Genomic DNA, 21,537 nt, shown 5'->3' on the forward strand with positions numbered 1-21,537 from the left:
CTGCCGACTGGGGCGCACGGTCGAGAGATGCGGGGGAGCGGTACCGGCAGAATGTGCCGGAATCCTACCCGTGAGGGGTGTCATAGAAACGTTCGCGTGTGCGCTCTGCAGCTGCTGTTCCATCTCATATGTCCTGTTAGGCAGGATGCTTGGTGTAGACAAGGGTGAGGGATTCGGTCGTTCTCCGGTCGTATCGGGAAGTGGCCAGCATCTGTCGAATGCGCTCGGCAAAGGCTGTGGAGGTGATACCGAACCTCACGAAGACCTCCTCCGGGGGTGGGCCACCGTAAGGAGCCCAGATGCGTGCGAACCGGATCAGCTCTTCCTGCTCGGTAGGCCACCGGCCGCTGTGCTGTCGTGTGAGCGTCGCCTGGCGGAGGCGTCTGCGGCGTTCGGCACGGTACCGATCCAATTGCTCGCTGAGCGTCGGCATCCGGCCGGGAATCGTGGTGTCGGAGAGGGGGCGGTGAGTGCCTTGCAGGTGGGTCATGGTGCTTCCTGAAGCGATGCGCGTCAGCGCGGGTCAGTACGCCGCTCGCGCGGTACGGCTGAGAACCGCGAATCTGGTGTCTTCGCGATGTGCATATGCGTCACGTAGGTCCCGAGGTCCTGGTAGCGGCCGAAAGACTCTGTCCGTCCATCGGTTGCCGGCAGAAGAAGATGAGGTCAGTGGTCTAGCACTTCAGGATTTTGTGCGAGTGCGGCTCGACGAAGGGAACGTTGTCGAAACCTCCGTCCGGCGCGGTATACAGGGAAAGTCGCATTCCATCGAGGGTCGAGAAATCGAACGCGAACCCTACCCGTCTGCGAGCGATCTCGGTTCGGTCGACGTGCTGAGTATCGAGATGCTCGGCCCAGCGGATCAGCGTCGCGTGATCTTCGACTTCGAAGGCCAGGAACGGAATCTCGGAGGGGTAGATGGTTGGCGCAGAGCCTTGCCGAAGCTCGACCAGGACGTGACTGTTCGGTAGGCGAACGACGGCAGAGTATCGTTCGCCCGCTTCGTCCAGGTGGTCGAGACGGGTGACATGGCTTGCGTGCATGACCTGCTGGTACCAGGTAAGGCTGGCCGGCAGGTCACCGACCGGAAACGTGATGTGGTGGATTCCTGATAGTCGGGGAGAAGCTGGATCCGATTTCATGGCACTAACTTTCGACCTGAGGCATGGGCTGCTCGGCGGCACTCGTTGAGTGTGAGGCGCTTCGTATCAGTGCGTGGATTTGCGAACGAAGTTCCCCGAAGCGTGGCTGTGATTTTGTGTCCACTTGGTTCCGGTTGGCATCGAGGTCTACCCGGATTTCCGTCCGTACGGAGGCGGGTTTTCCACCCAGCACAATGACGCGGTTGGCGAGGTAGATCGCCTCGTCGATGTCATGCGTGATCACGATGATGGCTTGTCCGGTGTCCTTCTGGACCCGCAGAGTGAGATCTTCGAGATCTGCTCGTGTTTGGGCGTCCACGGACGCGAACGGCTCATCCATCAAGAGCAGTGGCGCGCCGAAAGCCAGCGCCCGGGCGATCGCGACACGTTGCTGCATTCCGCCCGAGAGCTGCCACGGCTTCTTGTCGAGGTGCTGTTCGAGGCCTACCTCGATGAGCGCATCGCGGGCCCGGGACTCCCGGTTACGTCGATCGAGGCGTCCGCGGAGGGGAAGTTCGACGTTCTCGCGAACGTTCAACCAGGGCATCAACGAGCGGTCGTAATTCTGGAACACCAACCCGACATCGGGGCTGGGTCCGTTCAACTGGTGTCCGCGGATGCGTACTGAGCCACGGGTGGGCTGCTGCAGTCCTGCGATGCAGCGCAACATCGTGGTCTTGCCGACTCCGGACGGACCGACGATGCAGACGAACTCGCCCGGCGCGACGTCAAAGCTCACACCGTCGAGAACGGTGCGGGTCGTTTTTCCGTCGACGTAGTCTTGACCGACGTGGTCGATCGATACCAGGGCGGCGTCCGGTGAGGTCATTGCCTCGCTGGTGCCGGTGGGTCGAGCCTCTCGGACGTTGGCGGTTCTCACGAGCGTCCCTTCCTTACGTTGTCTGGTGGATAGTTGCGCAGCGCGATTCGTTCACAGCCTCGGAAGCTGACACTGAGCCCGTATCCGACGACGCCGAGGATGACCATCCCACTCCACATCTCGGTAACAGCCCAGTTGCGTTGAGCGGTCAGAACGAAGTGGCCGATTCCCTTTCCGGCCCCTTGCATTTCGCTCACCACGATCAGTGCGACCGACAGATACAGCGACACCCGGGCGCCGGCAAAGATTTGCGGTAGTACCACGGGAAGCCGGACGCGGAAATATTTGGACAGTGCGCTCAAGTCGAAGGCCCGCTCGACGTCTTTCGTGGTCGAGTCGATTCCGCGCACGGCGTAGGTGGTGTTCACGAGAACAGGCCACATAGCTCCCAGTGCGATGACGAACACGCGCATGGTGTCACCGAGGCCGAGGACCAGGATGGCGATCGGCAAGATGGCGACACCCGGTAGCGCGCGGGAGAACTCGATCTCCGGGTGAAGCGCGTCGAGGAGGCGGGGAATGCTTCCGAGAACTGTTCCCACCAACGTCCCTGTTACGACGCCGATGACGAAACCCGCCAGCATATTGCGCAGGCTGGGAAGCAGATCCTGTATGGCGTGGTCGAAGATCCAGGTGCGCTCGATCTCGGCGGCGATGTCGCTGGCTGCAGGGAAGTACAGCGACTTGGTGCCCGCGGACAGGAGCCACCATGCAGCGATCAGGAGGACGGGCAACCAAATCCGAGAAAGGAGGTTCGGTAGGGCTCGGTTCATGATGTGGACGCGATTCTCATGGAGGGATGCCAGCCGATGGCCAGCCGCGAGAGGGTGTTCATGGCGATGTTGAGGGTCATGCCCAGCAGCGCGGCGATGACGGCGAGCGCCAATGCGTCGGCAGGCCGGTCGGAGACCTGGGCGGCCATGAGCTGCGCCCCGATTCCCGTCGCGCCTCCGATGTATTCCCCGGATACGGCGAGAAGGAGCGCGAAGGTGAAGGAAATTCGGAGTCCGACAAGGATTCCTGGGAGCGATGCAGGGAGATAGATGCGGCTCCATCTGACGCTGTTCGGCAGGCCGAAGGCATCCGCGACTTCGCGTTGATGGGGATCGATGTCGCGTACCGCGTCGATGGTGCGTACGAGCAGGAGCCAGCCGACACCGTAGATCACCAGCATCAATTTCATGGCCATGCTGGGCCCGTAGAGCAAGAGGGCAAGAGGTAGGAAGCTGACCGGGGGGATAGATGCAAAGAAGTCGATCGTGATGCGGCTGCTCTCGATTGCGAACCTGCTGGCGCCGATTGCCAAGCCCAGCGGGACAGCGACGGCTGCCGCCGTGGCGAGGCCGATCAATGTGCCGATCAGAGTTTGCGCCAAGGCTACCCAGAACGTTGGGCTGGTCGCGAGGTCGAGTACTGCTTCGACAGTTTGTGCAGGTCCGGGTAGCGATGAGCTGCCGATGAGCACGCTCGCGAGCGACCACACGGCCAGCAGGGAGAGCGCAGCGATCACGCGCCAGAACATCCGTGATGTCGGAATGGTGGGGCGAAGCCGGTCGACATCTCGGCGCGCGGTCACGGCCGGCCGGCGGTCAAGGCTTGTGGTCATGGTGCCGCTGCCTCGAACTTCTGTCCGAGCAAGCCACCGAGGTCAGGCTTCTTGTCGAACAGGTCGTAGCGGTCGGCGAGCTGGACGAGTTCCTCGACGGAGTCGACGTCGGTGACGTTTTCGGCGAATACCGGCAGGCGGATCGCGTCGAGGACACGGGGATCCATCTCGATGAATTCACCGGCTGTCTTCCGCGCGCGGGGAAGATCACGGTTGGCCTCGACACCGGCGCTCTGAACGGCTCCGAGGAAGCTTTCGACGGTGTCACGGTGCGTCTGCGCAAACTTCTGCGACGTGAACCACACGGTGACGGGAAGTTCGGCGTACCCGGTGGCCATCGGTCGAAGGACTTCGGTGAGGCCCGCCTCTGATGCCGCGGTGGTGAAAGGTTCGATCGCGAGCCCGGCCTTGACGCGGCCGGATGAGATCGAGTTGGCCATCTGGGCAGGATTGAGTTCGACGAAGTTGACGTGCTCGGACGAGCCACCGGCCGCGTCGATTCCCGCTCGTGCAATCAGCTCCGGCGCGCCTCCGAGTGCACTCACGGCAAGGGTTTGTCCTTCCAGCTGAGTGACTCCGGTGTCCGGGCCGGCGACGAAGATCGCGGAAGGATCGAGCGTCGGGTCCGGTGATGCGACCGATGCCACGCCGGCAACCACGACGGGCACGCCGTTCGACGATGCCATCAGGGTGCCGAGAGCATCGCCGAGGGAGATATCGAGTTGTCCGTTCATCAGCATCGGAACGGCCTCGGCGCCGGACTTGATCGTCACGGCCTCGACTTGCAGCCCATAGTCGTCGGCGAAGTCCCGGGCGGCGATGTAGGCGGAGATCCCGTTGGCGTTTGCGGGTACGCCGACTCGGACCTTCTTGACCGATCCGTCCGTGGATTGTTCCGGAGCGCTATCTCCGACACCGCATGCTGCGGACATCAAAGCTGCACTCAATGCGACGAACGCGCAAATCGCCTTGGTCTTCATTCTTGTCCTTCAGGTGATGTACTTCACAGCGTGTTGGTAAGACCAACTAACCACAAACGCGAAACGTCTGTCAACTGCGCGAAATAGAGTGAACTAGTTGGTTTAGTAGGTTCGATTGCTTTGGTAGCTAATGATTTTCGGCGTTCGGATGGTCCGGTTGGGGCATGCGCGGCCATGCGGGAGCCAACTTCCGGGTGCTAACCGCGAGCCCTGCTGGGAGGGACTCATCGCTGCCACGGGGGTGACCGCCATGGGTGGAGGCATTCGGTGGTCCGCAGCGAGGCTGGGCGCCACCGAATGCCGTTGCGTCCTCTGTGCTGCGTTACTTCAGAGACTGGCTCAGCTGCTGGTGAGACCAGGGTGTCAGGCGGAACTTTCCGTCTTGAATAACGGCCACCGCGACGTCTTCTGCTCCGAGGCCGGAGTGGTTGGTGGGGGAGAAGTTGTACTCCCCTTCCGGCGTCAGGCTGGTCAGCGAATCCATCGCTTTCTGGATTGCTACCGGGTCGTCGGTGCCGGCTTCTTCGATGGCGGCGGCAATCAGCTTGACTGCCGTGTATCCGTCCACCGCGAACTGGGACGGCAGATGTCCATGCCGTGCCTGGAACGGCTCGGTCAGTTCGGAGATGGCCTCCCGGGTCTGCGATTCGGGTAGGTCTGATCCGACGCCGACCAGCGAGGTCGCCACAACGATGCCCTCCGCTCCGGCACCGACCGCGTCGACGAATGCGGGACTTGCCGCGCCGAGTCCTGCGACCATGGGGATTGTCAGGCCGGAGTCGGCGTATGCCTTCCCGAGCCCGTTGGCGGGCGGGCCGGTCACCCAGGCCATGATCGCCTGAGCTCCGCTCGCGGCGATCGCGTTGATCGTCGGACTGAAATCTGCGTTGTCGACCTTGAACGATTCGACAGCGACCGCTTCGATTCCGTATCGGGCGAGCAGTGTCTCCTGCTTGGCCCACGCGTCCCGGTTGAAGGCGCTGTCGGAATCGAAGGCAACGGCGATCTTGGTCAAATTCTGGTCCCGGAAGTACTTGAGGAGCTGTTCGGCGACCAATTGGCCGGTCGGCGGTGTCATGTACGTGAATGGCCGAACGGGGTCGACCTGGGCATGCGCTGCCCCGGTCGAGACGTACACGATTTTGCGCTGGTCGGTGAAGGGGATCACGGCGAGGCTGGCGTTCGAGTACGAGGTGCCTACTACTGCCGCGACGCCCTGATCGGCAAGTTTTCCGTAGGCGTCGACGGCCCCCTGGGGAAGGCTCTTGTCGTCCTCGACCTTCAGCTCCACCTGGCGGCCGCCAAGGATGCCTCCGGCGTCGTTGATCTGTTGAACGGCGAGTTCGGCTCCATCCCGGTTTTCCAGGCCCATGTAGTTCGGTCCGGTCAGGGAGGCCACTTGGCCGATGGTGATGGGCCCCGCCCCGGATGGCGGCGGTGTGGACTCTGCGGCGACTTGGCCGGTGCCGTTTGCGCCGCCGCTACAGGCGGCGAGTGCTAGGCCGACCGCCCCCAGGAGTGCGACGTATGCCAGACGGTTCGTCATTGCTGCCTTCCTTGCTGACTCTGCGACATCGTCGCGAATGGTCAGCGAGAGTCTTAGATGTGATCCCCATCTCTACCATGATGGTTTGACCAACAAACCATGGTGTTGTTAGCCTGTCAAGGGGCGCCTTCACGCCCGTGTGATGTGACGGCGCTCACGCCTTTCGCGCTCGGAGCGCGCGGTCCGGTCGGATCGACCGGTCGAATCTTGGTCCACGCATGCAGGAGATTCTTCGAATGGCTCGTTTGACGGACGATGTGAACTACAGCGACATTCTCGTCGGGGCGCTGACCCGGTACCCCACCCGAGATGCTTTCGTTCACGGTGATCGGCGAATCACCTACGCGGAGACGGCTGACACCATCAGCACGATCATGCAGGTGCTGGTGGCTCGCGGAATCACCCGAGGCCGGGCGATCAGCATGCTCAGCTCGAATGTTCCGGAAGTGTGGATGGTGCAGGCCGCCGCGTATCTCATCGGTGCGCAGTACAGCGGCCTCCACCCGCTCGGCTCGCCGGACGATCACGCCTTCATCTGCCAGGACGCCGGTGTCGAGGTGATCATCGCTCACCCCGACTACGTCGGAGCTGCCCTGTCGGTTGCTGAACGCGCCGGCTCGGTCCGTGAGGTGTTGGCGCTGGGACCGTCCAGTGATGCCCCTGACCTCCTCGGTCTCGCCGCCGACCACAGCGGGCAGCGGCTGACGCGCCGAACGATCGACGCCGAGGACGTGCATTGGATCGCGTACACCGGGGGGACGACCGGCCGATCCAAGGGCGTCAAGATCCCGGACCGCGCACTGGTGCAGTCCGCCCAATCGGTGACGACCTCTCTCGGGCTGCCGGAGGTGCCCCGGTTCCTGGCCGTCGCACCAATCTCCCATGCGGGAGTGCTCCCGATCATGCCCACCCTCGTTCGCGGGGGAACCGTGGTCGTGCAGAAATCGTTCGATCCGGACCAGTGGTTGCGAACAGTGCAGGACGAACGAATCAACTGGAGCTTCGTCGTCCCCACCATGCTGCACACCCTCCTCGATCGTGGCGAGCCGAAGAGGTTCGACCTCAGTTCCCTGGAAACGATCATGTACGGCTCGTCCCCGATGTCACCTGCCCGCATCAGCGAGGCGCATGAGGTGCTCGGCCCCGTCCTCCTCCAGGCATACGGGCAGACCGAGTGCGTCTCCTTCGCGACCACGCTGCGCAAAGACGAGCACCAACCCTTGCTCAACCCCGAGCGACTGTCCTCGTGCGGGAGAGCGGTTTTGGGAATGCGCGTCGAAATCCTCGACGACTCGGGTGAACCGGTCGAGACCGGACAGATCGGCGAGATCTGCGTCCGCGGCCGCGGGGTCATGAGCGGATATCACAACCTGCCCGACGAAACCGCCAAGGCGCTCGCAGGCGACTGGCTCCACACCGGCGACCTTGCCATCCAAGACGAGGACGGTTTCGTCTACATCGTCGAACGGGCAAAGGACATGATCATCACGGGCGGTTTCAATGTCTACTCCCGAGAAATCGAGGACGTGATCTCACGAGATCCCTCCGTCTCCTCGGTCGCGGTCATCGGTGTGCCAGACCGGAAATGGGGTGAGGCCGTGACTGCGATCGTGGTTCCCCGACCTGGATCGAGTATCGATACCGAGCACCTCGTGAACCTGGTTCGCGAAAAGAAGGGGAGCCATCAAGCCCCGAAATCCATCGAGGTCGTCGACCAGTTACCGGTCACCGCCGTCGGCAAGATCGACAAGAAGTCCCTGCGCAGCAAGTACTGGGACGGCCACGACAGATTGGTCAACTGAACCCACCCGCCCGCAGATCCTCGGCGATCCCACCCATCATCGCGCCCCACGCTTCGGCGTGCACACATTCGGAAAAAGGAATCGGCACATGAACTCTCGTACAGTACTCGTCGAGCGACGGGGCCCGGTGGGCTGGATACGCCTCAACCGCCCGGAGGTCCTCAACGCACTCAATGCGGACCTGGTCGTCGAACTCGACGAAGCGCTGACCGAGCTGGAACTCGACAAGGACATCCGGGTCCTGGTCATCACCGGAACCGGCCGCGCCTTCTGCGCCGGCGGCGATCTGGGTTCGTTCTCGGGCGGACTTTCCGACGACGCAATGAATACCTTCCTCCGGCGCGCCGCGGGCAGCCTCGAACACATTCCCCAGGTCGACAAGCCCGTGATTGCCGCGCTCAACGGCGTGACCGCCGCCGGCGGCCTGGAAATCGCCCTCGCCTGCGACGTCGTTGTCGCCAAGCGCAGCGTGCGCATCGGAGACGCACACGTCAACTTCGGGCTGATCCCGGGCGCTGGAGGCGCGGTCAGGCTGGCCCGAGTCGTGGGTCCGATGCGGGCGAAATACCTGTCCTTCACCGGGAAACTCTTTCCCGCCGAGCAGTTCCTCGAATGGGGCGTCGTCAGCGAAGTGGTCGACGATGACGTGTTCGAAGACCGGGTGCAGGAGCTGGCGCTGGAGATCTCGGAGAAAAGCCCGCTGGTACTCGCGGCCACCAAGCGCCTGATCGACGACAGCCTCGAGCAGTCCACAGCAACGGCGCTCCGCGCCGAGCGTCAGGCGATGTACGCGCATTTCGACAGCGACGATTTGAAGGAAGGTTTGACCGCATTCGCCGAGAAGCGGAAGCCGAACTACACGGGGCGATAACGGCGGATCCGCCCACCGCAAACTCACAACACCGCCGCTCACATCCGAACGATCGGAGATGGAATCATGTCAACTTACGTCCTCATCCATGGTGCCTGGCACTACGGCGATCTATGGAAGGAGGTCCGCAACGCCCTCGAGGCAGACGGGCACGAGGTGCATACCCCCACCGCCGGAGGGCTGAATACCGGTGACTCCCCGGAGGTCGGAACCCTCGAATCCTGTCAACCCATTCTCGAGTACATCAGCGACAACGATCTCACTGACATCGTCCTGTTGGGACACAGCTGGGGCGGGTTCCTGATCTCCAAGATCGCCGAAATCATCCCCCAGCGAATCAAACGACTCGTCTATCAGAATGCGTTCGTTCCGCTGGACGGACAGTGCGTACTCGACAACACCCCACCCTTCTTCGGGCCGGCGCTCACCGCGAACTGCGAGGAGCGCGGGGACGGCACGGTCATGCTGCCATTCGAGGTCTGGCGCGACGGCTTCATCAACGACGCGGACATCGAACTGGCGACGGAGACCTACGGTCACCTACGCCCGCAACCCTTCCGCACATTCACCGAGCCGATCGACCTGAAGACGTTCTACACCCTCGAGATCCCCAAGAGTTACATCAACTGCACCGAGGACAACGGCCTCCTGCAGGGTGAGTGGGGGTGGCACCCCCGGATGTCCAATCGCCTCGGATATTTCCGGCTCGTCCAGATGCCGGGCAGCCACGAGATCATGTTCACCAATCCGCGTCTACTCGCCGACAAGATCCTCGAAGCCGGACGCGACTGAACACCACCAGGGTTCCACCGACCGAGATGCCGATGCCCGCCCGACACACACACGTCAGGCGGGCATCGGGGCGTATTCATGGTCTCGGGCCTCCCCAAGAGTGAGCGCAGATCAGATAGAAACCTGCGGATCGCATCGAGATGGCGGACCGAACGGCATGGGCAACCCGCGGAAGCGGTCGAAGACGGGATGTGCGGGCCGCGTTGGGCAGTGGCGTACCGCCACCGCCATTCTGTGAGTTCCGCGGCGCACGTCGGAGCGGTGCGATCCTCGTTCGCGTGCATCACGCGGCGCTGTTCTCGACGTTCGGGCGACTGGTTCGCGTCATGGGCAATCCCGGTGTGGAGATTCCGCCGGCAGGGCGGGTTAAGTAAAATTACTGGTTTCTTGGTCAAACCACTATACAAACTATCCATAGCCGGGTAGAACTGTGATGTCAGACACGAGTCACTGCTTCTGCCCAGTGGTACAGAGGCTTTCGGAACCGGACCGCTTGTGCGCGGCTGTATGACATCAACAGATGCGGGCATTCCGAGCCGGCCTGTTCCGCGCTCCCGTGCGGCACGACAAAATCAGCGAACGGCGAAAAGGAGCACGACAAAATGAGTGATGCCGTCGATTCGGCAGTCGTCACGCCCTCGGGCGGTACGTCGATCATCATTACCCGAGAACTCCAGGCATCACGCGAACGGGTATGGGAGGCGTTCCATGACCCGAATCTGGTGAGCCAGTGGTGGGGGCCGGTTGGGCGCACCAACCACATCACGGAGATCGACCTCCGGCCGGGTGGGCGCTGGCGTTTCGGACAGAAGGCACCCGACGGATCCGAGGTCATCTACGGCGGTGAGTACGTCGAGATCGACGCTCCGCGAAAGTTCGTCTACACCAAGCACTGGGCGAACATGCCCGACGACGAACAGGCCTCGAACACCAACAAGGACAGTGTCATCACCGCCATCTTCGAAGAAGAGGGCGGAAAAACGACGGTGACACTCGCGTGCGAGTTCGCCTCATCGTTCATCCGGGATCAGGCACTGGAGTCCGGGATGGAGAGGATGCAGAGATCGTATGACCGCATGGACACCCTTCTTGCGAGTGACTGACGCCGATATCGAGTCAGCCTCGTCCCGCGACTGCTGACGCGCCCTACGACGCCGGACGGTGTTGCCATAACGACTGACGTCGATGTGGCGTATCGCCGCAGCTCGCATACAGGGTCGGCTGGAAGTACGAAGCTCTCCCGTCCGGGTATCCGGAATTCCCTACAGCGTCATCGATGATGTTCCACAGGCGCTGGTGCACCGCAGATTTCACTCCCATGAGCACAGCGACACGAGGAGAACACGATGAGCCGGAGTAAGGCCGTCGGAGACATCGGAACTCAAGACACGGTCGGGTTGCACATACTCAACCGATTGGAGGGTCTCCCCTTCACGCGTTACCACCGTCGAATTGTCGCGGTCGTCGCGACCGCATATCTCTTCGACGCAATGGATGTTGCGATTCTGACATTCGTGTTGGCCCCGATCAGCAGCGAATTCGACCTGACCAAGGTACAAACCGGCGCCATCGCCAGTGCCTCCTTCATCGGAATGGCGATCGGATCAATCGGCGGCGGATGGCTATCCGACCGGTTCGGACGTCGTCCCGTGTTCACCGCCAGCATGCTGGTATGGGGAACCGCTAGCCTATTGACCGCCTTCTCATGGGATTTCAGCTCCCTGCTCGGCTTCCGATTCCTCACTGGTATCGGAATGGGCGCCGAACTCCCCTGCGCCATCGCCCTCCTGTCCGAGTTCCTTCCCGCCGCGCGCCGCGGCAAGTACCTCGGGCTCGCACATGTCGTCGCCGTGATCGCCTACCTCGGATCGGGCTGCGCGACGCTCCTGCTCGGTTGGCGTGGCGCCTTCCTCCTTATGTTCGTGCTGTCCCTGTTCGCGCTGGTGGTGCGCCGTGGTTTGCCGGAGTCGATCCGGTGGCAAGTGGCCCATAAGAAGTACGAGAAGGCCGCAGCAACACTGAAGAAGTTCGGCGAACAACCAGCGGGAGAGGCCACCGCTCCGGACGTAGTCCAGGCCACTGTGGTCCAAACCGCCGTCTCGACGCGCGGACCGTTGCGCGACCTGTTCCAGCGCGGGCAACGCGCTCACACCACGACGGCGTGGGCGATGTGGTTCTTCCAGTTCCTGGCCCAGAGCGGGATCAACATCTGGATCGCCAAGATGCTCGTCGACCGGGGCGCGAGTGTGAACTCCTCGATCGGCATGACGATGTTCATCTTCGCCTGGGGCATCCCGGGGGCCTTGCTCGCCTCGGTCCTGCTGGAACGACTCGGGCGTAGGCCGGTCTACGCTGCAAGTACGGTCATGTGCTCCACCGCCGCGCTCTGGTACGGAACCGCAACCTCCGCGGTGATGGTGATCGTCGCAGGATCAGTCATGTACTTCTGCCTCTCGGCCATGTCGGCCGGGCTCTACGCCTACACCCCTGAGCTCTTCGGTACCGGTGCACGTGCTCTCGGAACGGGCACCGCCTCCGCAGCCGGCCGGATCGGCGCAGTCATCGGTCCGCTGATGATTCCCGCGCTCCTCGTCACGTGGGGATACGTCGGCACCTTCGTCGCGATCAGCGCGTGCCTGTTCACCGCCGCTGCCTTCGTGCTGGTTCTCGGCCGAGAAACACGAGGTAAGAGTCTCGAGTCACTGGCAGCGTCGCATGAAGAGCAGAGCTCACAGCCGAGGGCGCGGATTGGAGAAGAAACACGCTGAGGCCAGCGAGAACGAAGGGAGGCTGCGTCCGAGGTTCGCTCATTTGCGCCTCGGGCGCAGCGTCAATCCACTGGGCAGCGCTGAAGTAGGATCTACGTGGGCGTATAGGTGCAGCGGATGGCCAGGCTCACGCTGTGTCGGCGTTCAGTGCGTGGGTAGCCGCCGCTCACCGAACACCTGGGTCTGGCGCAGAACCTGCAATGAGGAAGGGAACCGTGTTGACGGAGTCGAGATCAGAGGCATCACCGAGCCTGTTCGCGCCGGTGGGCAAACAGAGGATGTTCGAGAGCGTCCTCGATCAACTCGAGACTCTGATTCACGAGGGCCGCTTGCGGCCGGGTGATCGACTGCCGGGGGAGCGAGCCCTCGCCGAAACGCTTCAAGTCAGCCGCCCTTCCCTTCGTGAGGCGCTGAGGGTGCTCGAGGGCATGGATATCGTCACGGTCCGCACCGGGATCGGACCGGCCGGAGGAACGATCATCAATGATCGTGTTGGTCCGACGGTGTCTCGTCTGATGCGGCTCTACATGGCCCTCGGCCATTTCGAGCCCGAAGAGGTAGTCGATCTCGTGACGATCCTCGCCCGCCCTGCAGCACGAAAGGCCGCCGAGTCGCGAACCGACGCCCAACTTCACCACCTGGAGCAGCTGGTCGCGGAGCTGGAACAGTCGAGCACCAACAGATCGGCGTTCCTCGAGCTCGAGACCCAATTCCAGGTCGCGTTGGCAGCCGCTTCCGGCAACCGGCTTCTCGCTCACCTGATGGGGGCGATGCGCGCGACGGCCGCTCTGCAGCGACAGCAGAAACCATCCGACACCCAATCCTGGATCGATTACACCAGCAGCGCCTGCGCGGACTACCGGTCGATCGTCGCTGCCGTCCGTAATCACGACCTCGATGCGGCCGAAACGGCGCTGTCTGATCATCTCGACACGCAAATCGACTAGATCTGACCCGCCGACCGGCGCCATTACCCTGTTGCGCTCATGCGGGTGAAGTTCGAGTCAGTCGTCGGTCTGCTCCACGACCCATGCCGCGACCTGCGCGCGGGAGGTGAAACCCAGTTTGGCCAGGATGTGCTCCACATGGCCTTGCGCGGTGCGGGGTGAGATCACCAGGCGTTCGGCGATGGCCTGATTGGTCAGGCCATCGGCGATCAGGGTGGCGACCTGTCGTTCCCGCTTGGTCAGGTGCGTCGCCGCAGCGGTGTCGGGTGGGGCAGTGCTCGATGGTTGCTCATGGAGGGCATAGGCGATGGCTGCATCGAAGTTCAAACTTCGACCCCTACGATGGGCCGCCTCAAATGCTTTGCTTCCGAGTTTCGTACGAGAAGAATGGTCGCAATTCTCATGGTAGGCAGACAGATTGGGATGTACAAGCACAGCAAAGCCCACTGATCGCGACTGCTCTTCTGCAGCACCCATCAACGTTGCAGCCCGAACGGCGTCGCGCCGCTCGGCGGCGATCCACGCCAGCGCCTCGAGGACCGCTGTGGCAACACGGGGGTTGTGCACTTGCCGTGACAGCTGCAGCGATTGTTCGAGTAACCGGACCGCGCGATCGGTGTCGCCCTGTCGCCAGACGGAAATACCCAGGGCCCACAACGAGTGCGACCGATACATCTTCTCGCCGTGCTGCTCCGTGATCGCAAGAACACGCTCCAGACGGTCGACCGCCCGATCCGTCAGGCCGGACAGCTCATAGATCAACCCCAACGGGAACAGGACACTGGTTTCAAGGGTGCGCTCCCCACGCTGACTGAACTCCGCGAGCGCGGCTTCGAGGTGCGAAGATGCACGCGACAGATCGCCACTGTAGAGGGCCACCGCGCCCTGCGCGAAGTCGACGAGAGAGCGCATCATTGGATCGTCCGTGTCGCCGGTGAGAGTCCGCGCCTTCTCGACAAGTGCTGCCGCGGCTTGGAGATCGCCTTGAGCAAAAGCCATCACGCTGTCGCCATAGAGTGCCTTGATTGACTCCAAGGTGGGTGCGCCGTCGTGGTGGGCGAGCAACTGGTCGAGCCAGCGCCGGCCCTCGTTGTAGAGGCCCTGGGAGCTCCAGAACCAGAACAGTGCGGCGGCGGTGCGCAGACCGGCAGCGGGGTCGTCGGCGATACTGAATTCGAGGGCTTCGCGCAGATTCGGTTGTTCCCGTTTCAGGCGGGCGATCCAGTCGAGTTGGCGGGCGCTGATCCACTCGGCGTCCGCGGCGAGCGCCAACGTCTCGTACCAGTCCCGGTGGCGGCGACGCAGACGCAAAGCCTCACCGGTCTGCTCGAGTTTCTCGTAACCGTATTCGCGAAGGGTCTCGAGCATCCGGAACCGCACGACCGACCCGTGCTCTTCCCGGATCAGGATCGACTTCTCCACCAGGGACGTCAACGTGTCGAGCAACTCCTCGGGGGTCAGGTCGGCGCCGCACACCTGCTCCGCGGCGTCGAGTTCGAAGCTTCCCGCGAAGACTGCCGCCCGGCCCCACACCAGTTGTTCTGCGGCGGTGCATAACTCGAAGCTCCAGTCGATGCACAACCGCAGCGTCTGTTGCCGGGTCGGGGCACCCCGGTTGCCGCGAGTCAGCAGGGTGTAGCGGTCGGTCAGCCGATCGAGGATCTGCTCGGGCGAGAGCGCCCGCAACCTTGCCGCGGCCAACTCGATCGGTAGCGGCAACCCGTCGAGACGGTGGCAGATCCCCGCCACCGTCGCCGCGTTGTCCTCGGTGAGCGCGAACCCAGGAACGGCGGCCGCGGCGCGTTCGATGAACAACGACACTGCATCGTATTTGGGCAACCCCCGCAGGGAGGGACGCAGTTCCGGGTCCCGGACAGCCAGCGGGGGGACCCGCAGCACTGCCTCCCCGCCGATGGCGAGGGGTTCGCGGCTAGTGGCCAGAATCCGCAGCCGCGGGCTTGCCCGTAAGAGGGTCTCGGCGAGTTCGGCGACGGCGTCCACGATGTGTTCGCAGTTGTCGAGGACCACCAGCACCTCTCGTGGCGCGAGAAACTCGATCAGGACCTCCCGGAGCGGCCTCGCCGAGTGGTCTCGCAATCCCACGGCTGCGGCCACGGTGTCGATAAGGGACGACTCGTCGCGTAGCTCACCCAACTCGACTAGGCGAACACCGTCGTCGTACTCACGTTGCACCGTTGCGGCGACCCGCATCGCCAGCCGGGTCTTGCCGACACCCCCGATCCCGGTGAACGTCACGAGCCGGGACCCGGTCAGCAGGTTCTTCGCTTCGGTGAGTTCGTGCCGGCGGCCGACGAAGCTGGTCATCTCCAATGGGAGACTGCTTGTACCGCCCGAACGGGAGGACGTCGTGGAGAGTCGCTGGCCTCTCGACAGTGGTCCTCGGTCGCCGGATTGTGCATTTCCTTCTCCATCGGGTTCCACGCGGAGCGCCATCTCGTCGACCGGGAAGCCGTGGGCGCGCTGCAGCGTTCGCAGTTCCTGCCCGAAGTCGGCGGCGGTGGCCGGGCGCGCACTGGGCTCGCGGGACATCGCCCGGGCGATCACCGCGGACACATCGTCCGGGATCCCCTGTTCACGCAGATCGGGCACCTCTTGCGTGGTGATCCGCAGGAACTGGGCGACGACCTGTTCGCCGCTGCGACGTTCGAACGCGGCATGACCGGTGAGGGCGCTGAACAGGGTGGCGCCGAGGCCGTAGACGTCGGCCGCCGGGCTCGGGGGTTCACCGCCGAGCACCTCGGGTGCGGTGTAGGCCGGCGACCCGGTGACGGCACCGGTCGCGGTCTCGAAGCCACCGCTGATGTGCGCGATACCGAAATCGGCCAGCTCCGGCTCGCCGTAATCGGTGAGCAGGATGTTTGCGGGTTTGACGTCCCGATGGAGGATGCCGAGCCGGTGCGCCGACTCCACCGCGCCGGCCATCTTCACGCCGAGTCGCAGAACCTCGCCTAAGGGGAGCGGGCCGTCCTTCCGGACTGGGGCTTCCAGCGATTCTTGCGGGTGGTACGGCATCACGATGTAGGGACGGCCGCTGTCGGTGGCACCGACCTGCAATATGTTGAGAATGTTCGGGTGACCGGTCAACCGGCCCATCGCACGCTGTTCCCGAAAGAAGCGGGCCCGGTTCTCCTCGTCGAGTTCGACGGTGAGCACCTTCACCGCCACCGTGCGATCCAGATCCGCCTGGGTGCAGCGGTAGACCACGCCGAAACCGCCGCGGCCGATCTCCTGAACATCGGCGAAACCAGCTCCACCGAGTTCGGCGGCCGGGGACGGCGGGTACCGCTGAGTGTCGAGCGGATCACCTTCACCCATCGGACGGTCTACTCACCCCGTCGGCTTATCGATCCGCGCACTGGTCCCGACGGCACGACCAGCGCGAATACCACCGCGGACTCACCTCTCGATGGCGTGGTCTCAAGGATATCGCCGCCACCGGCTTTAACGATTATGAAGATGTTGCGGTCAACGGCGGACCCTCGGGAATCTCGCGATGGCCCGCCTTCCGACCAGCTGGGGTGCTCTGGCGGGTGGGAGGGATTGCGTATGGAGCGGTTTTTGACCCTCGTCATCCGGAAGGCAACCGACCTGCAGCTTTCTGCACCGTTGTAACGCACCCACAGGCCCCCGAGCAGGCGCCACCGGCGACCGGCTACAGCCGTCGAGGACGATCGCCTGACCCCAAGGTAGGTGAGATCGCCGGATTGATCGACGACGAGGAGCGCAGAGCCAAGGATCCAGGCGGTCTCCGGGAAGTCGCCGCCAGCAGTGGTGTCATTCCCGAACAACTCGCACAAGCGCTCGATACGATCCGCCAGCAGGACGACTGAGCGCGCTGGGTTATGAGCACGACAACCTCAAGCAGGTCTTCCTAAGGCGGTGGTTCCGGAGGTGTCCGAGCGAAACGCCGCAAGCGATTCACTCACGGACTGGTATCAGCTCGCGTTTGCTGCCGTCGCCCTCCCGACGGTTCCGATCGACGAGCACGACAAGGACCGCCAGAGGGTAGCGAAACTATTCACCGCCTTGCGACCGAAGCGATTCTTGGACCAAACCAGCGTGGGCGAGGTTGAGGGCTCGCGTAGCTCTCTGTCGAAAGTCGATACGCGAACGCCGCAGCCGATCATCTTCTAAGGCAAGCACAACCGCTGGTGACGGATTCGCAAATGGCCATAGCCCGGCAACAACGACGATGTTGAAGGAAACTAATTCCTCGACCGCTTCCGGCTCAAGCCCCAGCCTAGGCTCGACGAGGCGGGCCAGTCGCTTTTGGGCAACGCCGATTGCGAGTTTGAAGTCGCGCACTTCCTCCGACGGAATGTTTCGTTCAAGCTCACCGCCCAGCGCCGCCAACAACTCGCACAGGATCGGTCGGCGCGCCAGAGACCCGACCCAGCAGTCGATGACTTCGAGGGGCAGCGCATCCTGCGTTGGTAGCTCCACTGACAGATCATCGAGCCACAGATCGAATTCTCGGTTGAGGAGCCCGAAGAAGATGGCCTCGCGCGTAGGGAAGTAGCGGACCACGTTGGATTTGGACAGACCAACGTGACGACTGAGTTCGCGCAGACTGATATCGCGTAGCGGAACTTCAGCGAGCATCTCGCGAGCGACCGCAAGTATTGCATCGCGACGCAGCTCCTTGTGTTCAGGTCTACGTGCTCGTTCGAAATCCGTCGTAGTCATCGTCCTATCTTCCACCGAAATCGAGCCGCGTCGACGCCAGCCTAGAAAGGCCGATTCGCAGGCTAGACGGACTCACTGACCTCGCGCCATTTCGCGTCCGAATCGGCCAAAGTTTCGGCAGCGATCGCGCCAACGCGCACCGCGTCGCGGCCGAGAAGTAGTCGAACCGGCGGCTGCTCTGCTTCCACAATGTCGCGCAGGATCTGCGCGATACGCGCGGGGTCGCCAGGCTGATTCCCATCAGACTTGCGAAAACGGTCGATAACTGGACGAATCACCCCAGCGTAGGACGCACTGACTGGCGGAGTGGCCATCGACGAACCGGCCCAGTTCGTGCGCATAGACCCAGGCTCGGCGACAGTGACGTGGATACCGAACCCCGCTACCTCCTTTGCCAGCACCTCAGAGAAGCCCCCAACAGCCCACTTCGCCGACTGATAGGCGCCAAGGCCGGGACCGCCGACCCGACCGCCGACGGATGAGATCTGGATGATGTGACCGGCGCTCTGGGCGCGCATGATGGGGAGGACAGCACGGGTCACGTTGACGACACCGAAGAAGTTGACGTCGACCTGCGAACGGAACGCCCCATCGCTCATGTCCTCGATGGAAGCGACATCGGCGTAGCCGGCGTTATTCACAACGACATCGATGCGACCGAAGTGCTCGACAGCGCTCTCAACGGCATCCCGCACGGCCACAGAATCTGTCACGTCGAGGGTGAGCGGGTAAATGCGGTCGTTATAGAGCTCGACGAGGTCATCGAGGGAATCGGTGGTGCGCGCGGTTGCGACTAGGTTGTCACCTGCAGTGAGGACGGCTTCGGCGATGCTGCGTCCGAGGCCACGTGAACTCCCTGTGAGGAACCATGTGCTCATGGTTGTTTCTCCTTGTTGGTGGTTGTGGTTGTGCTTGTGGGTTAGGACATAGCCGCCATCGATCGCGAGGCGCGCTCCGGTGATGTAGGCGGCCTCGTCGGAAAGTAGGAAGGCCACCGCGGTTGCAATTTCGCGGCCTGATCGGACACGACGGATGGGAATGCCTGCAGCGATGCGCGCGACATCCTCGGTGTTGCTCTGCTGCCGCGGAACAGCGATAACGCCCGGCTGCAGTTCGTTGATTCGGATGCCCTGCGGCGCCCACTCGATGGCGGCTGAACGGGTCAGGCCACGAATCGCGTGCTTGCTCCGCTGTAGGCAGGCCGTCGCGCAAACCCTCGATCGGCGAAGGCGCTCGAGATGTTCACAATCGAACCCCCTTGGGCACGGAACATCGCCGGGATTTGGAACTTCAGGCAGCGGAAGATGCCGGAAAGATCGATGCCGATAGTCGACAGCCATTCCTCCTCGGGTAGATCTGGAAGGTCGAAGAAGGCGCTCGAGACTCCGGCGTTGTTGACTGCGAGATGCAAAGCTCCGAAGTGCTTCTCGGTCTCCACGACGGTCCGCTGGACATCATCGATGCGGCTGACATTGCCCGCGAAAACCTTCGATTCCCCACCTTGTCGGAGATTTCCGCAGCGACATTTCTCAATGTCTCCTCTCGGCGGCCCACCAGACTGATCTTCGCGCCTCGCTCGTAAGTAGTCGGGCGATGTCGGCCCCATACCGGATCCAGCGCCCGTGACGTAAGCGACCTTGCCCTCGAAGGGTTTGGAATTCAGCCGCTCTCCTCGATCGTTCGGAATCTATCGAGCCGGGTGTCTGATGCCGTAACGCTCTCCGGAAACGCGCTCAGGATCGAAGAGTGCCGACAGCGCGGCCAGATCGTCTGCGCTCAGACGCACTGCGCTTGCGGCGAGGTTCTCCTCGATGCGCTTCAACTGCCGGCTGCTAGGGATCGGCAAGACATCGTGCGGCTGTGCCAGGAGCCAGGCGAGTGCGATCTGACCGGGTGTGGCGCCGCATTCGTGGGCAAACGCGGACAACTCGTCGACGAGTTCGAGGTTGCTCTTCAGATGTTCGCCTTGGAAGCGCGGAAGAGTCGACCGGAAATCGGACCGGGCGAAGACTATCTCGGGACCGAAGGTACCGGTCAGCATGCCACGCCCGAGGGGGCTGTAAGGCACGACGGTTACCCCGAGCTGACGGGCGACCGGCATCACTCGCGCTTCCATCCCGCGTTCCCACAACGAGTACTCGCTCTGCAACGCAGCAATCGGATGGACAGCCACGGCACGCCGAAGCGCGTCCGCATCAACCTCACTCAGACCAAGGGCACGTACCTTTCCGGCGCTGACCAACTGCGCCATTGCACCGACGGTGTCTTCGATCGGGACCGTCGGATCGAGACGGTGGTAGTAGTACAAGTCGATGTGATCAGTGCGGAGCCGCCGCAAACTTGCATCGACAGCCTCTACGACGTACTCCGGGCGGCCGTCAAAGACACTTGTCCCGTCTCCAGTCGGACGCGCAGAGAATTTGGTCGCGAGGACAACCTGATCCCTCCGACCTTTGAGCGCGCGTCCCACTAGTTCCTCGTTGTGGCCGAATCCTGGGACGGGCGCGCCGTACTCCGAACTGCTGGCGCCGTAGTAGTCAGACGTATCAAGTAACTCGACCCCCAGATCTATGGCCGCGCGGATCGTGCTGACAGAGGTTTCGTCGTCGGTGTCCCCATAGAACTGTGACATGCCCATGAGTCCTAGCCCGATGGATCGCACGGTGATGCCACTGGTGCCTAGTGCAGTGCGTGCGTGAGGTCCTTGCGTCATCCCAGTTGGCTCCTCTTCGATTTTAAAGGCCAGTGGACCGTAAACACGGTAACAGGCCAGCGTCCTTTAATCAATCATGGACGGGCCAGGCATGACGGTGGAGACGGTGATCGTCCGCGACCCGGATGGGCCGACCTCGGGTCCGTCGGGCGGGCAGTGCGTCGAGGGCCGAGGCGATCGGCCCTGGCGAGACCGGGGCACCCACGGCGTCACCGGCCGGTAGAAGGGCTCACCCTCTCGTGCACGGCCCGCACCCGACCCCAGGGTGCGGGCCGTGTCCAGTGTGAGGGCGTAATGGTGCTGTGACCTGGTGTGATGACATGTCCCCGGTTTGTGATGTGGGGGTGCCGGCGACCTGTTCTGGGGAGTACCGGCGCCGGGAGTCGGGGGCTTGCGGGTGCTCGTTTCGCCCGATTCAAGTCGTTTCTGAAAAGTCTTGAGTACCAATATTTTTGGGTAATCAGTTGGATAGAAAGTATTTATAGATGTTATGCACAAGCATCAGAATATTATATTTATAATATGCTGCAGAACAATAGATTTGGGAGTTAATCGACTTTAGGGTTTCGTATCACTCTGCGGGTGGGTGGTAATACTGGTGGGTATGACGATGAGCGGCGCGGGAGGTGGGCGGGGCAACGAAGCAGAGGCACCCGCCCACCTCCCCAGCCTCGTTGGGCAGTGGGGGACCGAATTTGACGCGTCGACGAAAACTACTGGTGAGAGCCTGATCTTGGAAACTCAGAGGAGCGAAGCGACTCGATTGACGGCATCGGGAATCGA

Annotated in this window: 18 protein-coding genes and 1 pseudogene; 7 read left to right on the forward strand and 12 right to left on the reverse strand. The window is 62.8% G+C overall.

Going from position 1 to position 21,537, the window contains the following annotated elements; translation table 11 throughout:
* Positions 1 to 136 precede the first annotated feature (136 nt).
* The 7 genes from I1A62_RS45435 to I1A62_RS45465 form a co-directional block, all read right to left on the reverse strand.
* A complete protein-coding gene (locus tag I1A62_RS45435) occupies positions 137 to 490 on the reverse strand; it encodes a hypothetical protein (protein WP_219458312.1) in 354 nt (117 codons plus the stop codon).
* A gap of 184 nt (positions 491 to 674) precedes the next feature.
* Positions 675 to 1,142: a VOC family protein gene (locus I1A62_RS45440; RefSeq protein ID WP_219458313.1), complete on the reverse strand. Its 468-nt coding sequence runs from the start codon at positions 1,140 to 1,142 to the stop codon at positions 675 to 677.
* Between the two features lie 4 nt (positions 1,143 to 1,146).
* Positions 1,147 to 1,971 (reverse strand): ABC transporter ATP-binding protein, encoded by an 825-nt coding sequence (locus I1A62_RS45445; protein WP_219458314.1) that lies wholly within the window; start codon positions 1,969 to 1,971, stop codon positions 1,147 to 1,149.
* A gap of 47 nt (positions 1,972 to 2,018) precedes the next feature.
* Entirely contained in the window at positions 2,019 to 2,756 is a 738-nt protein-coding gene (locus I1A62_RS45450; protein WP_219458315.1) for an ABC transporter permease, read from the reverse strand.
* Positions 2,757 to 2,791: 35 nt separating this feature from the next.
* Positions 2,792 to 3,628, reverse strand: a complete 837-nt coding sequence (locus I1A62_RS45455; protein ID WP_219458316.1) for an ABC transporter permease — start codon at positions 3,626 to 3,628, stop codon at positions 2,792 to 2,794.
* On the reverse strand, positions 3,625 to 4,608 hold the full coding sequence (locus tag I1A62_RS45460) for an ABC transporter substrate-binding protein (RefSeq protein ID WP_219458317.1): 984 nt from the start codon (positions 4,606 to 4,608) through the stop codon (positions 3,625 to 3,627). Before I1A62_RS45460 ends, I1A62_RS45455 begins: the two co-directional genes overlap by 4 nt.
* A gap of 322 nt (positions 4,609 to 4,930) precedes the next feature.
* Positions 4,931 to 6,154 (reverse strand): ABC transporter substrate-binding protein, encoded by a 1,224-nt coding sequence (locus I1A62_RS45465; RefSeq protein ID WP_219458318.1) that lies wholly within the window; start codon positions 6,152 to 6,154, stop codon positions 4,931 to 4,933.
* 236 nt (positions 6,155 to 6,390) lie between these two features.
* On the opposite strand from I1A62_RS45465, the gene I1A62_RS45470 reads away from it, so the two are divergent.
* From I1A62_RS45470 to I1A62_RS45495, 6 genes are all read left to right on the forward strand, one after another.
* Positions 6,391 to 7,956 carry an AMP-binding protein gene (locus I1A62_RS45470; RefSeq protein ID WP_219458319.1) on the forward strand — a complete coding sequence of 522 codons (1,566 nt, stop codon included), beginning with the start codon at positions 6,391 to 6,393 and terminating at the stop codon, positions 7,954 to 7,956.
* Positions 7,957 to 8,044: 88 nt separating this feature from the next.
* Entirely contained in the window at positions 8,045 to 8,827 is a 783-nt protein-coding gene (locus I1A62_RS45475; RefSeq protein ID WP_219458320.1) for an enoyl-CoA hydratase/isomerase family protein, read from the forward strand.
* Positions 8,828 to 8,893: 66 nt separating this feature from the next.
* Complete coding sequence (locus tag I1A62_RS45480) at positions 8,894 to 9,619, forward strand: alpha/beta fold hydrolase (protein WP_219458321.1); 726 nt, start codon at positions 8,894 to 8,896, stop codon at positions 9,617 to 9,619.
* Positions 9,620 to 10,221: 602 nt separating this feature from the next.
* On the forward strand, positions 10,222 to 10,722 hold the full coding sequence (locus tag I1A62_RS45485) for an SRPBCC domain-containing protein (RefSeq protein WP_219458322.1): 501 nt from the start codon (positions 10,222 to 10,224) through the stop codon (positions 10,720 to 10,722).
* 243 nt (positions 10,723 to 10,965) lie between these two features.
* Positions 10,966 to 12,387, forward strand: a complete 1,422-nt coding sequence (locus I1A62_RS45490) for an MFS transporter (RefSeq protein WP_219458323.1) — start codon at positions 10,966 to 10,968, stop codon at positions 12,385 to 12,387.
* A gap of 278 nt (positions 12,388 to 12,665) precedes the next feature.
* Positions 12,666 to 13,334 (forward strand): FadR/GntR family transcriptional regulator, encoded by a 669-nt coding sequence (locus tag I1A62_RS45495; RefSeq protein ID WP_219458324.1) that lies wholly within the window; start codon positions 12,666 to 12,668, stop codon positions 13,332 to 13,334.
* Positions 13,335 to 13,391: 57 nt separating this feature from the next.
* Here the strand turns inward: I1A62_RS45495 and I1A62_RS45500 are convergent, their stop codons facing one another.
* A complete protein-coding gene (locus tag I1A62_RS45500) occupies positions 13,392 to 16,670 on the reverse strand; it encodes a protein kinase (protein ID WP_219458325.1) in 3,279 nt (1,092 codons plus the stop codon).
* A 389-nt stretch (positions 16,671 to 17,059) separates the two neighbouring features.
* Here I1A62_RS45500 and I1A62_RS46780 point away from each other — a divergent pair, with 389 nt between their 5' ends.
* A complete protein-coding gene (locus I1A62_RS46780; protein ID WP_257890700.1) occupies positions 17,060 to 17,185 on the forward strand; it encodes a hypothetical protein in 126 nt (41 codons plus the stop codon).
* Between the two features lie 184 nt (positions 17,186 to 17,369).
* On the opposite strand, the gene I1A62_RS45505 is transcribed toward I1A62_RS46780, so the two are convergent.
* The 4 genes and pseudogenes from I1A62_RS45505 to I1A62_RS45515 all read right to left on the reverse strand — a co-directional run bounded on the left by I1A62_RS45505 (position 17,370) and on the right by I1A62_RS45515 (position 20,754).
* Positions 17,370 to 18,041: a TetR/AcrR family transcriptional regulator gene (locus tag I1A62_RS45505; protein WP_219458326.1), complete on the reverse strand. Its 672-nt coding sequence runs from the start codon at positions 18,039 to 18,041 to the stop codon at positions 17,370 to 17,372.
* A 62-nt stretch (positions 18,042 to 18,103) separates the two neighbouring features.
* Positions 18,104 to 18,919, reverse strand: a complete 816-nt coding sequence (locus I1A62_RS47380; RefSeq protein WP_374710854.1) for an oxidoreductase — start codon at positions 18,917 to 18,919, stop codon at positions 18,104 to 18,106.
* Positions 18,920 to 19,027: 108 nt separating this feature from the next.
* Positions 19,028 to 19,647: pseudogene (locus I1A62_RS47385) on the reverse strand (SDR family NAD(P)-dependent oxidoreductase); the annotation flags it as partial.
* Positions 19,648 to 19,728: 81 nt separating this feature from the next.
* Complete coding sequence (locus tag I1A62_RS45515) at positions 19,729 to 20,754, reverse strand: aldo/keto reductase (protein WP_257890701.1); 1,026 nt, start codon at positions 20,752 to 20,754, stop codon at positions 19,729 to 19,731.
* Between the last annotated feature and the right edge of the window lie 783 nt (positions 20,755 to 21,537).

The organism is Rhodococcus sp. USK10, from assembly GCF_019378875.1.
GTDB lineage: Bacteria > Actinomycetota > Actinomycetes > Mycobacteriales > Mycobacteriaceae > Rhodococcus_F > Rhodococcus_F pseudokoreensis.